The organism is Gilliamella sp. B3892, assembly GCF_026536305.1.
Lineage (GTDB): Bacteria > Pseudomonadota > Gammaproteobacteria > Enterobacterales > Orbaceae > Gilliamella.
Genome location: NZ_JAFNOK010000007.1, coordinates 93,279 through 107,438, shown reverse-complemented (window position 1 = coordinate 107,438; position 14,160 = coordinate 93,279). Strand labels below are relative to the sequence as shown.

Sequence of the window (14,160 nt, the reverse complement as noted above, 5' to 3'; positions counted from 1 at the left end):
ATACGTAATCGGTTATGTTGCAAGCTAATGTCAGCTAAATCCATTTAGTTTAGGATAATTTATTTCATATTATATCCATTTTTACATTGCATGCTATTTATATTGCTAATTTACTCATAAAAATAAGCCGCTTATTTTGTATTGTAGATCACAAAATGACGATTAATTATGATTAATGTCGATTTTATAAATTCACAAAAATAAGCGGCGTTCTATTTGAAATTAATTACAATACACTTTCAAAGCATTCTAATTGCGCTGGCTCATAATAGATATCATTATTGTTTGGTCTATTGCCAGTATTACGATGTGTATGTTTGAATTGTTCAGAATTCACCCAAGCTTCGAAATCGGCTTTCGATTCCCACTCGGCAAATGATGAAAATAACGTATAATTTTCGTCAGTTTTCCCTTTTAAAAAATAAAAACGATTAAATCCTTTCATCTCTTTTAAATGGCTATCACGGTTACGCCATATTTCAATAAAAGTATCTTCGCTACCTCGTTTTATTTTAAAGCGATTCATGACAATATACATATTAAAACTCCTTTTTTTATTATAGAGATAAAAAAATAGCACGTGCTTACACGTGCTATTTTAATAACTTAGTCTTACTGACTATTGGTTTTCTTCTGCAGAATTAAGTAATTCAGCTAAGTTAGCGCTTGCTTCTTCAGCAGAAACAGTTGTTTGAATTTCATCGCTTGCAGGTACTGCACGTTTACGTAAACGTTCTTTATGGTAAGCATAACCTGTACCAGCAGGAATCAATCGACCAACAATGACGTTTTCTTTCAAGCCACGTAATTCGTCGTTTTTACCTGCAACAGCTGCTTCGGTTAATACGCGAGTCGTTTCTTGGAACGATGCCGCAGAAATAAACGATTCAGTTGTTAATGATGCTTTAGTAATACCAAGTAGATCGTGTAAGTAAACAATAGGTTCTTTACCTTGCGCTTCAAGTTCACGATTAATAATCTTCAAGCGTGAAACTTCAAGTTGTTCACCGTCAAGTAGACGAGAACCGCCCGGATGAATAACTGTCGCTTTACGTAACATCTGACGAACAATAACTTCAATGTGTTTATCATTGATTTTTACACCTTGTAGGCGATAAACTTCTTGAACTTCGTTAACGATGTAACGTGTCACCGCATTTACACCACGTAAGCGTAAAATATCATGCGCTGATTCAGGACCGTCAGAAATCACATCACCACGGCCAACTTGTTCACCTTCAAATACGTTAAGTTGACGCCATTTTGGAATCATCTCTTCATATGGCTCACTACCATCTAATGGCGTGATAATTAAGCGACGTTTACCTTTGGTCTCTTTACCGAACGAGATAATACCGTCGATTTCAGCAAGAATTGCCGGTTCTTTTGGTTTACGTGCTTCAAATAAGTCAGCAACACGTGGTAAACCACCGGTAATATCTTTAGTACCAACCGATGCTTGTGGAATACGAGCAAGGGTATCACCGACATTGATTTCAGCGCCGTCTTCTAACTGCACTAATGCTTTACCCGGTAAGAAGTATTGCGCAAGCATTTCAGTGCCGGCAACATAGATATCTTTACCTTTAGCATCAACAATTTTGATTGCTGGACGTAAATCTTTACCGACACCTGTTCTTTCTGCTACATCTAAAATCACAATAGATGAAAGCCCAGTTAATTCGTCGGTTTGACGGGTAATAGTTTGACCATCAACCATATCAACAAATTTAACAAAGCCTTTCGCTTCAGAGATAACAGGCATTGTATGCGGATCCCAGTTTGCAACTGTTTCACCAGCATCAACCGCAGCGCCATTACCTTTAGTTAAAATCGAACCATAAGGAACTTTGTAAGTCTCTTTCATTCGACCTAAATCATCAATAATGGTTAACTCAGCATTACGAGAAGTAATAACCAGTTTCTTATCCGGGTTAGTCACAAATTTAGCATTGGTTAATTTAATGCTACCTTTATTTTTAACCTGAACACTAGATTCTGCTGCCGCACGTGATGCCGCACCACCAATGTGGAACGTACGCATGGTTAACTGTGTACCTGGCTCACCGATTGACTGAGCAGCGATAACACCGATTGCTTCACCTTTATTTACCAGGTGACCACGGGCTAAGTCACGACCATAACATTTCGCACACACACCAAAATCAGTATCACACGAAACCACAGAGCGAACTTTTACGCTATCAACAGATTCTGCTTCCAGTAAATCACAATAACTTTCATCAAGTAATGTGTTACGTGGAATTAAGATATCTGCACTACCCGGTTTTAATACATCTTCAGCTGCTACACGACCTAAAACACGTTCACGAAGTGGCTCTTTAACATCTCCACCTTCGATAACTGGTGTCATTACTACGCCTTCTAATGTGCCACAGTCATCTTCGATAACAACTAAATCTTGTGCCACATCAACTAAACGACGAGTTAAGTAACCTGAGTTCGCAGTTTTTAACGCCGTATCAGCAAGACCTTTACGTGCACCATGGGTAGAAATAAAGTACTGTAGTACGTTTAACCCTTCACGGAAGTTTGCTGTAATTGGTGTTTCGATGATAGAACCATCCGGTTTTGCCATCAAGCCACGCATACCAGCTAACTGACGAATCTGCGCCGCAGAACCCCGAGCACCTGAGTCGGCCATCATATAGATGCTGTTGAAAGAAGATTGAACTTCTTCTTTACCTTCACGGTTAATCACTTTTTCGGTTGATAAGTTATCCATCATGGCTTTAGCAACACGTTCATTGGCTGCCGCCCAGATATCGATAACTTTGTTATAGCGTTCGCCAGCGGTAACTAAACCTGATTGGAACTGCTCTTGAATTTCAGCAACTTCGATTTCAGCTTCATTGATGATTTGTAATTTCTTCGCCGGAATTTCCATATCATCAATACCAACCGATACACCTGAACGTGCTGCATAAGCAAATCCTGTGTACATCACTTGGTCAGCTAAAATAACGGTTTCTTTCATGCCTAGTTGGCGATAACAGATATTTAAAATACGTGAAATCGCTTTTTTACCTAATGGCTGATTGATAACTGAAAAACTCATACCTTTAGGCATGATTAACCATAAAATAGCACGGCCAACAGTGGTATCAATAACTGATGTTGTATCTTCCCATTCGCCAACGCTATTACGATGACTTTCAGTGATACGTACTTTAACTTTTGCATGTAATTCAACTAAACCTAAACGATACAGTTTTTCTGCTTCTTTAGGTCCGGTTAATACCATGCCTTCACCTTTAGCATTAATTTTATCACGAGTCATATAGTAAAGACCTAATACCACGTCCTGAGAAGGAACGATGATAGGCTCACCACTCGCAGGTGAAAGAATATTGTTAGTTGACATCATCAACGCACGCGCTTCTAATTGCGCTTCTAACGTCAATGGAACATGCACCGCCATTTGGTCACCATCGAAGTCAGCATTGAATGCCGCACAAACCAATGGATGTAACTGAATCGCTTTACCTTCAATCAAGATAGGTTCAAACGCTTGAATACCTAATCGGTGAAGTGTTGGTGCACGGTTTAGTAATACCGGATGTTCACGGATAACTTCATCTAAGATATCCCAAACAATTGCATCTTCACGTTCAACCATTTTCTTGGCTGCTTTAATGGTGGTTGCATAACCACGACGCTCTAATTTACCGTAAATAAATGGTTTGAATAATTCAAGTGCCATTTTCTTCGGTAAACCACATTGATGTAATCGTAAGTATGGACCTACAGTGATTACTGAACGACCTGAGTAGTCAACACGTTTACCTAATAAGTTTTGACGGAAACGACCTTGCTTACCTTTAATCATATCGGCAAGTGATTTTAATGGACGTTTGTTAGAACCGGTAATTGCACGACCACGACGACCATTATCAAGTAATGCGTCAACAGATTCTTGTAACATACGTTTTTCGTTACGTACGATAATATCCGGCGCCGCCAAATCTAATAAACGTTTTAAACGGTTATTACGGTTAATCACACGACGATATAGATCGTTCAAATCTGATGTTGCAAAACGTCCGCCGTCTAGTGGTACTAATGGACGTAAATCAGGTGGCAACACAGGTAATACGTTTAAGATCATCCATTCCGGTTTATTTTCTGATTGAATGAATGCTTCAATAATCTTAATACGTTTAGTCAGTTTTTTACGTTTAGTTTCAGAATTGGTAGTTGCAAGCTCATCACGTAGTGCTTCACATTCAGCTTGCACATCGATATTACGTAATAATTCTTGAATTGCTTCGGCACCCATACGAGCATCGAATTCATCACCAAACTCTTCTAACGCATCTAAATACTGTTCTTCTGTTAAAATTTGACCGCGTTCTAAGTTTGTCATTCCGCCGTCAAGAACCATAAATGATTCAAAATAAAGCACACGTTCAATGTCACGAAGTGGCATATCTAATAAAAGACCAATACGTGATGGTAATGATTTTAAAAACCAAATATGTGCAGTTGGCGATGCAAGTTCAATATGCCCCATACGCTCACGACGTACTTTGGCTTGAGTAACTTCAACACCACATTTTTCACAGATCACACCACGGTGTTTTAAACGTTTATATTTTCCACATAAACATTCATAATCTTTTACTGGTCCAAAAATACGTGCACAAAACAATCCGTCACGTTCCGGTTTGAACGTACGATAGTTGATTGTTTCAGGTTTTTTCACTTCACCAAAAGACCATGAACGGATCATATCAGGAGAGGCAAGGCCTATCTTGATAGCATCAAAATCTTCTGTTTTTGTTTGTGCTTTTAGAAACTTTAGTAAGTCTTTCACAATTGACTCCTATGGAGTTAAACCAATTAGATAACTTATTATTGCTAATAAGTTATCCCTATAAATAGAAATCATTTAAGTTAGCGAAGATTACTCTTCGTCTAACTCGATATTAATACCTAACGAACGAATCTCTTTTAATAATACATTAAACGATTCTGGGATCGCAGGTTCCATACGATGATCACCATCTACAATATTTTTATACATCTTAGTACGACCGTTCACGTCATCTGACTTAACAGTTAACATTTCTTGTAAAGTGTAAGCTGCACCATATGCTTCAAGTGCCCACACTTCCATCTCACCGAAACGTTGTCCACCAAATTGAGCTTTACCGCCCAATGGTTGTTGAGTAACAAGACTATATGAACCAGTAGAACGAGCATGCATTTTGTCATCAACTAAGTGATTTAACTTAAGCATGTACATGTAACCAACGGTAACCGGGCGTTCAAATTGTTCACCAGTACGGCCATCATACAATGTAATTTGACCTGAAGTTGGTAAATCACCCAGCTCAAGTAATGACTTGATTTCTTGCTCTTTTGCACCGTCAAACACTGGTGTAGCAAGTGGCATACCATTACGTAAGTTTTGTGCTAAAGTCATCACTTCTTGATCGGTAAATTCAGCTACATTGACTTTTTGTGCCGCACCTAGACCAAGATCATAAGCTTTTTGGATAAATTCACGTAACTTAGCTAACTCTTGTTGCTCTTTTAGCATGGTATCAATTTTTTGACCAATACCTTTAGCAGCCATACCTAAGTGAGTTTCCAGGATCTGTCCAATATTCATACGAGACGGAACCCCTAGTGGGTTTAACACGATATCAACCGGACGGCCTTTGTCATCATATGGCATATCTTCAATTGGGTTAATTTTCGAAATAACCCCTTTGTTACCATGACGACCCGCCATTTTATCACCTGGTTGGATTTGGCGTTTAACCGCTAAGTAAACTTTAACAATTTTAAGCACACCAGGTTGTAGATCATCACCTTGTGTGATCTTCATGCGCTTAGCTTCAAGTTTCTTGTTAAACTCAGCTTTGATCTCTTCGTGCTGCTCAGCAAGTTGCTCTAATTGCTCTTGCTTGCTTTCGTTTGAGATACCAATTGTTAGCCATTTTTCACGTGGTAGTGCATCTAATTTTTCTGCCTTAATTCCACCTGAAATTAACACATCACGAATACGAGCAAATAATGCTGCTTCTAAGATCTTAAGCTCTTCAGTCAGATCTTTTCGTGCTTGTTTAAGTTGCATATCTTCAATTTCAAGTGCACGTTTATCTTTTTGTACACCGTCACGAGTGAAGACTTGAACATCAATAACCGTACCGGAAACACCATTAGGTACACGTAATGAAGTATCTTTAACATCAGATGCTTTTTCACCGAAAATAGCACGTAGTAATTTCTCTTCTGGTGTTAATTGGGTTTCGCCTTTAGGCGTTACTTTACCAACCAGAATATCACCACCTTTTACTTCAGCGCCGATATAAACAATACCGGATTCATCCAATTTAGATAGTGCTGCTTCACCCACATTAGGAATATCGGCAGTAATCTCTTCCGCACCTAATTTAGTGTCACGAGATACACAAGATAACTCTTGAATATGAATCGATGTGAAACGGTCATCTTGTACCACTTTTTCAGAAACTAAAATAGAATCCTCGAAGTTATAACCATTCCATGGCATAAATGCCACGCGCATATTTTGACCAAGTGCTAACTCACCTAAATCGGTTGATGGACCGTCTGCAAGTACATCGCCACGTTCAACTTTTTCGCCTAATTCCACGCATGGAATTTGGTTAATACAAGTATTTTGGTTAGAACGGGTATATTTGGTTAAGTTGTAAATATCAATACCTGTTTCACCGGCATACATTTCATCATCGTTAACGTTAATAACAATACGTGAAGCATCAACATATTGTACTGTACCGCCGCGACGAGCAACCGCTGTTACACCTGAGTCAACCGCAACCGCACGTTCCATACCAGTACCAACAAATGGTTTTTCAGCTTTTAACGTCGGCACAGCTTGACGTTGCATGTTCGCACCCATCAAGGCACGGTTCGCATCATCGTGCTCAAGGAATGGGATTAATGAAGCACCAACAGAAACGATTTGTTGTGTTGATACGTCCATATAATGAACTTGTTCCGGGCTGTATAAACCAGATTCACCATTTAAACGACAAGTCACTAAATCTTCTTTAAAGCGACCATTGTCATCAAGGTTTGAGTTAGCCTGTGCGATAACAAATTCACTTTCGTCAATTGCTGATAAATAGTTAATTTCATCAGTTACAATACCGTCAATCACTCGGCGGTACGGCGTTTCTAAGAATCCGTATTCATTGGTACGTGAATAAACCGCTAATGAGTTAATCAAACCGATATTTGGACCTTCCGGCGTTTCAATCGGACAGACACGACCATAATGAGTTGGATGTACGTCACGCACCTCAAAGCCTGCACGTTCACGAGTTAAACCACCCGGACCTAACGCCGAAATACGACGTTTATGTGTTATTTCAGATAATGGATTGTTTTGATCCATAAACTGTGATAACTGGCTAGAACCAAAGAACTCACGGATTGCCGCTGAGATTGGTTTAGCATTAATCATATCTTGTGGCATTAATGAATCAAGATCGCCTAAAGATAGACGCTCTTTCACAGCTCGTTCTACACGAACTAAACCAATACGGAATTGATTTTCTGCCATTTCCCCGACGCTACGAATACGACGATTACCTAAATGGTCGATATCATCCACTTCGCCATGGCCATTACGGATAGCGATAAGTTTCTTCATAACATCAACGATATCACCTTTCGTTAAGACGCTTTCGCCTTCAATATCGTCACGTCCTAAAGAACGGTTGAACTTCATTCGTCCAACAGCAGAGAGATCATAACGCTCGTCAGAGAAGAATAAGTTGTCAAATAACGCTTCGGCAGCCTCTTTTGTTGGTGGCTCGCCCGGACGCATCATTCGATAAATTTCAACTAATGCACCTAAACGATCACGAGTTGAATCGACATTCAATGTTTCAGAAATGAATGGACCATGATCTAAGTCATTAGTGAATAAGGTTTCAATTTTCTTATGACCTGCGTTGGTTAATTCCAATAATAGTTCTAATGAAATTGGTGTATTAGCAGCGGCAATAATTTCGCCCGTTGCTTCATTGACATAATTTTTTGCCAGAACTTTATTAACGATATATTCAACAGGTACATCAATTTTAGTAACTTTGTCTTTTTCCAGTTCACGGATATGGCGCGCAGTGATTCGACGACCTTTTTCAGCATAAACTTTGCCTTTAGATTCAATATCAAATAGCGCTGTTTCACCACGTAAACGCTCCGGAACAAGATCCATTTTTAATTTTGATTTGCCAACTTCAAAAATGGTCTTTTCAAAGAATATATCTAAAATTTCTTCAGTTTCATAACCTAACGCACGTAGAATGATTGTTGCTGGTAGTTTACGACGACGGTCAATACGAGCAAAAAGATTATCTTTTGGATCAAATTCGAAATCAAGCCAAGAGCCACGATAAGGAATAATCCGAGCATTATATAAAACTTTACCAGAAGAGTGTGTTTTACCTTTATCACTATCAAAGAACACACCAGGACTACGATGTAATTGTGATACGATTACACGTTCTGTACCGTTGATCACAAATGTTCCGTTGTCCGTCATTAAAGGAATTTCGCCCATGTAGACGTCTTGCTCTTTAATATCTTTTACTGTTCCTTCTGGCGCATCTTTATCATAAATAACTAAACGTAATTTTACGCGCAACGGTGCTGAGTAAGTGATCCCTCTAATTTGACATTCTTTAACATCAAACACAGGTTCGCCCATTTTAAAGCTCACGTATTGTAACTCAGCGTTACCACTATAACTTTTTATCGGAAATATTGAACGAAAAGCGGCTTCTAGACCATATTGACCTTCCGGGTCTTGCTCAATAAATTTCTGGAACGAATCAAGTTGAATAGAAAGAAGATACGGTATATCCAAGACTTGTGGACGCTTACCAAAATTCTTACGAATTCGTTTTTTCTCGGTATAAGAGTAAACCATTAGTTCCTCAACTTGCTTATCTGCTATTTTAGCATGATTAAATATTCATCAGGGGGTACTACCTTTAAATAATAACGCCTGACACCTCATCGAAAATATCTATAAATATCAATTGATTAGGCTTAATAAATATACTATTTCTTTATTACTTCTTATTGATAATCTTAAAATAAAATTCTTTGACTTATTACAGCGCAAAAAGGCTGGAGGTAAAAAACCCCCAGCCATTTAGCTTGCTTTTGATAAACTTATTTAAGTTCGACAACTGCACCAGATTCTTCAAGTGCCTTTTTAAGTTCATCTGCATCAGCTTTGCTAACGCCTTCTTTAACTGTTGCTGGAGCTGATTCAACAAGATCTTTAGCTTCTTTTAAGCCTAAACCAGTTGCACCACGAACGGCTTTGATAACCGCTACTTTGTTAGCGCCAACATCTTTTAAGATTACATCAAATTCAGATTTTTCTTCTGCTGCTTCAGCTGGACCAGCTGCTGCAACTGCTACAGCTGCTGCTGCAGAAACGCCAAATTTTTCTTCCATCATTGATACAAGTTCAACAACGTCCATTACAGACATTTCAGCAACTGCATCTAAAATTTGTTCTTTAGTGATAGACATAATATAGTTTCCCAAATTTACATTTTTTTAATTGATAAAATTCACAATCACAGCGCTATTAAGCAGCTTGTTTTTGATCGCGAACCGCTGCAAGAGTACGAACCAATTTGCCAGCTGCGGCTTCTTTCATGGTTGACATCAAGCGAGCTAATGCTTCTTCATAAGTAGGTAATGTTGCTAAGCGATCAATGTTCGCTGCGGTAATCAACTCACCTTCAAAGGCTGCGGCTTTAATCTCAAAATTATCATTTTCTTTAGCGAACGCTTTAAAAATACGCGCTGCGGCACCTGGGTGCTCGTTTGAAAATGCAATTAGAGTAGGACCAACAAACGTATCTTTTAAACACTCATATTGAGTGTCCTCTACAACACGGCGTAATAGCGTATTACGAACAACACGCATATAAACACCAGCTTCACGAGCAGATTTACGTAATGCAGTCATTTTTTCTACAGTTACGCCACGAGAGTCAGCAACAACTGCAGATAGCGCACCTTTGGCGATTTCGTTAACTTCAGCAACAATTTCTTGTTTATTTTGAAGATTTAGTGCCATTGGTATTGCTCCTGGATTAAACTAGGCAAAGCCTAGACTGATTTTAACTAGTTACACACGTAACTAGCATAACCACGATGAGCAGAATTCCTGTATTATATCTTATCAGGTTCTGTCACCGTCTACGTAGGAAAATTAAGTAATCAAATATCAATTACACCTACGGTCTTGGACGGGGTCTGGTTAAGGCCAGACACCAACCGATTTTTTGTTTAACTGGCTAACAGCTAATTAAACAGTTGCATTTAATGTTGCTTGATCGATAGCAACACCAGCGCCCATTGTTGTAGAAAGGCTTACTTTCTTAATAAATACGCCTTTTGATGAAGCTGGTTTTGCACGTTTTAATGCAACAAGTAATGCTTCTAAATTCTCTTTAAGCTTATCTGCATCAAAATCAGCTTTACCGATAGTAGTATGGATAATACCATTTTTATCATTACGGTAACGGATTTGACCAGCTTTAGCGTTTTTCACTGCTTCAGCAACGTTAGGTGTTACAGTACCGACTTTAGGGTTTGGCATTAAACCACGTGGCCCTAAAATTTGACCTAATTGACCAACAACACGCATAGCGTCTGGAGATGCAATAACAACATCAAAATCCATTTCGCCTTTTTTGATTTGATCAGCAAGATCGTCCATACCAACTAATTCAGCACCAGCTTCTTTAGCGGCTTCAGCATTTGCGCCTTGTGTGAACACAGCAACACGAACACTACGTCCGGTACCATGTGGAAGCACGATTGCGCCACGAACGTTTTGATCTGATTTACGTGAATCGATACCTAAATTAACAGCAACGTCAACGCTTTCAGTAAATTTAGCAGTAGCAAGCTCTTTTAATAAAGCGATTGCTTCATTGATTTCATATTGTTTAGTCGCATTCACTTTTTCGCGGATAAGTTTAGCTTTCTTAGATAATTTAGCCATGAATTAACCCTCCACTTCCAAGCCCATTGAACGTGCAGTTCCTTCGATAGAACGCATCATCGTTTCAATGGTAGCACCATTCATATCTGCAGCTTTTAATTCAGCGATTTCGCGAATTTGCGCACTCGTTACTTTACCAACTTTTTTCTTGTTAGGTTCGCCAGAACCAGACTTGATTTTTGCAGCTTTTTTCAATAATACAGCTGCTGGTGGGGTTTTAGTAACAAAAGTAAATGAACGGTCAGAATATACTGTAATAACAACAGGAATAGGTAGACCTTTTTCCATGCTTTCTGTTTTAGCGTTAAATGCTTTACAGAATTCCATGATGTTAACACCATGTTGACCAAGTGCTGGACCAACTGGTGGACTAGGATTTGCTGCACCAGCTGCAACTTGCAACTTGATGTAGGCTTGTACTTTCTTTGCCATTTTAGGTTCCTTTTCTCGGGTGCAAACGCCTCTATTAATAACCAATATTAATAAATAGACAGCTCCCCTAAGTTAAATGAGGGCAGAATTATCCTACAACAAATAAAAAAATGCAAGTTTTATTTATTAAAGGATAAACCAAAAGCAGGGCTATCACCCTGCCTTAAGTTAATATGTTTAAAAACAATAAGTTAAAGTACGTTTACTGCATTAAGCTCTTTAAATGCAAGTTCTAAACGTGAAACTAAAGACTCTTGACCTTTACGTAACCATACGCGTGGATCATAGTATTTTTTATTTGGCGCATCGGCACCTTCAGGGTTACCTAATTGACCCTGTAAGTAAGCTTCGTTCGCTTTATAATATTCTAAGATACCTGCCCAGTTAGCCCATTGAGTATCAGTATCAATGTTCATTTTAACAACACCGTAACTTACTGCTTCAGCAATCTCTTCTGGTGTAGAGCCAGAACCGCCATGGAATACGAAGTTTAGTGATTTTTCAGGTAAATTGAATTTTTCTGATATAAATTTTTGAGAGTTATCAAGAATTTTTGGCGTTAATTTAACATTACCTGGTTTATAAACACCATGTACGTTACCGAATGCAGCCGCAATGGTAAAACGTGGGCTAATTGCGCTTAAACGTTCATAAGCGTAAGCAACGTCTTCTGGTTGAGTATAAAGTGCTGAACTATCCATATGGCTATTGTCAACACCATCTTCTTCACCACCAGTACAACCTAATTCAAGTTCTAATGTCATTTTCATTGCAGACATACGAGCAAGATATTGACAACAAATATCAATATTATCTTTTAATGTCTCTTCAGATAGATCGATCATATGTGAAGAAAATAGTGGTTTACCGGTTTTAGCAAAATGCGTTTCGCCAGCATCAAGTAATCCATCAACCCATGGTAATAATTTTTTTGCACAATGGTCAGTATGAACAATAACAGGCACGCCATATTTTTCAGCCATAAGGTGAACATGTTTAGCACCAGAAATCGCACCTAAAACAGCAGCTTCTTGCCCATCTAATTTCAATCCTTTACCTGCGATAAATTGAGCGCCACCGTTAGAGAATTGAACGATAACAGCAGAACCAACTTTAGCCGCAGTTTCAATTACTGCATTAATTGTATTAGTGTCAACACAGTTAACAGCGGGTAATGCAAAATTATTTTCACGAGCAACTTGAAACACTTTTTGAACATCATCACCGGTTACAACACCAGGTTTAACGACATCAGAAATCTTTGTAGCCATTTTAATACCTATAAATTTATTTATATAAAAATTAAAGGATGAGTGATTGACTCATCCTTCATATAGAAAACTATTACGCTTTTGCTCTCTCTTCTAGCATTGCAACAGCAGGAAGTTTTTTACCTTCTACAAACTCTAGGAAGGCACCGCCACCAGTTGAAATATAAGAGATTTTATCTTCAATACCAAATAAATCAATCGCAGCTAATGTATCACCACCACCAGCAATTGAGAAGCCATCGCTATCAGCAATTGCTTTAGCAACAATCTCAGTACCACGACGGAAATTAGGGAACTCAAATACGCCTACAGGGCCATTCCATAAGATCGTTTTGGCTTTTTTGATAATGTCGGCTAATGCTTCAGCTGATTTGTCGCCTAAATCAAGAATTTGTTCATTTTCTTTAACATCGGCAACTGATTTTTCAGTCGCTGTTGCTGTTTCGCTAAATTCAGTTGCAACACGCACATCAGTCGGGACAGGAATATGGCAGTTAGCCATTAATTTTTTCGCTTCAGGGATTAAATCAGCTTCATAAAGTGATTTACCAACATTGTAGCCTTCTGCTGCGATGAAAGTATTAGCAATACCACCACCAACGATAATTTGATCGGCAATTTTTGATAAAGAATCAAGTACAGTTAATTTAGTTGATACTTTTGAACCGGCAACAATTGCAACCATTGGGCGAGCTGGATTATCTAGCGCTTTACCTAACGCATCAAGTTCGGCGGCTAATAAAGGACCGGCACAAGCGATCGGGGCAAATTTACCAACACCATGAGTTGAAGCTTGCGCACGGTGAGCAGTACCAAATGCATCCATGACATAGATATCACAAAGTGCCGCATATTTTTTTGATAAAGCTTCGTCATCTTTACCTTCACCCACATTAAAACGAACGTTTTCAAGCACAACAAGTTCGCCTTCTTTAACATCAACACCGTTTAAGTAATCTTTAACTAAACGTACAGGGAAAGAAACATGCTCTTTTAAGTAATCAACTACAGGTTGTAATGAAAACTCTGGGTTATATTCACCTTCCGTTGGACGCCCAATGTGTGAAGTAACCATTACTTTAGCGCCTTTTTTAATTGCTTCTTCAATAGTTGGTAATGATGCTTTAATACGTGCATCAGAGGTTACCTTACCATTTTTGACTGGCACATTAAGATCTGAGCGAATAAATAAGCGTTTTCCTTTTAGATCAAGATCTTGCATTCTAATAATAGACATGAGACTTCCTCTTATAAATATAGATATAATAAAATTTTCACTATTCTAACATAAAATTTCTAATTAGGTTATAGCCATTATTGGCTGAATAGTAAACATTTATCATAATGATAAAAAATAGCAATTCTTAATTTTTTTTGTACAACGCCATTGACAAT

9 protein-coding genes are annotated in these 14,160 nt (G+C 38.5%); all 9 read right to left on the bottom strand.

Annotation, left to right across the window (positions count from 1 at the left end; translation table 11 throughout):
- Positions 1-226 precede the first annotated feature (226 nt).
- The 9 genes from J3U74_RS08535 to pgk all read right to left on the bottom strand — a co-directional run bounded on the left by J3U74_RS08535 (position 227) and on the right by pgk (position 14,002).
- Entirely contained in the window at positions 227-538 is a 312-nt protein-coding gene (locus tag J3U74_RS08535) for an antibiotic biosynthesis monooxygenase family protein (protein WP_267328797.1), read from the bottom strand.
- Positions 539-619: 81 nt separating this feature from the next.
- Complete coding sequence (gene rpoC, locus J3U74_RS08530; protein WP_220218209.1) at positions 620-4,837, bottom strand: DNA-directed RNA polymerase subunit beta'; 4,218 nt, start codon at positions 4,835-4,837, stop codon at positions 620-622.
- A 90-nt stretch (positions 4,838-4,927) separates the two neighbouring features.
- Positions 4,928-8,956 (bottom strand): DNA-directed RNA polymerase subunit beta, encoded by a 4,029-nt coding sequence (rpoB, locus tag J3U74_RS08525; RefSeq protein ID WP_220218210.1) that lies wholly within the window; start codon positions 8,954-8,956, stop codon positions 4,928-4,930.
- 248 nt (positions 8,957-9,204) lie between these two features.
- Entirely contained in the window at positions 9,205-9,573 is a 369-nt protein-coding gene (gene rplL / locus J3U74_RS08520) for a 50S ribosomal protein L7/L12 (RefSeq protein ID WP_034901671.1), read from the bottom strand.
- A 58-nt stretch (positions 9,574-9,631) separates the two neighbouring features.
- On the bottom strand, positions 9,632-10,129 hold the full coding sequence (gene rplJ, locus J3U74_RS08515) for a 50S ribosomal protein L10 (protein WP_220218211.1): 498 nt from the start codon (positions 10,127-10,129) through the stop codon (positions 9,632-9,634).
- 231 nt (positions 10,130-10,360) lie between these two features.
- Entirely contained in the window at positions 10,361-11,062 is a 702-nt protein-coding gene (rplA, locus tag J3U74_RS08510; protein WP_065635706.1) for a 50S ribosomal protein L1, read from the bottom strand.
- A 3-nt stretch (positions 11,063-11,065) separates the two neighbouring features.
- Entirely contained in the window at positions 11,066-11,494 is a 429-nt protein-coding gene (gene rplK, locus J3U74_RS08505) for a 50S ribosomal protein L11 (protein ID WP_034884321.1), read from the bottom strand.
- Between the two features lie 191 nt (positions 11,495-11,685).
- On the bottom strand, positions 11,686-12,765 hold the full coding sequence (gene fbaA, locus J3U74_RS08500) for a class II fructose-bisphosphate aldolase (RefSeq protein ID WP_220218212.1): 1,080 nt from the start codon (positions 12,763-12,765) through the stop codon (positions 11,686-11,688).
- Positions 12,766-12,838: 73 nt separating this feature from the next.
- Positions 12,839-14,002, bottom strand: coding sequence for a phosphoglycerate kinase (pgk, locus tag J3U74_RS08495; protein ID WP_267328796.1), 1,164 nt, complete (start codon positions 14,000-14,002; stop codon positions 12,839-12,841).
- Positions 14,003-14,160: the final 158 nt, after the last annotated feature.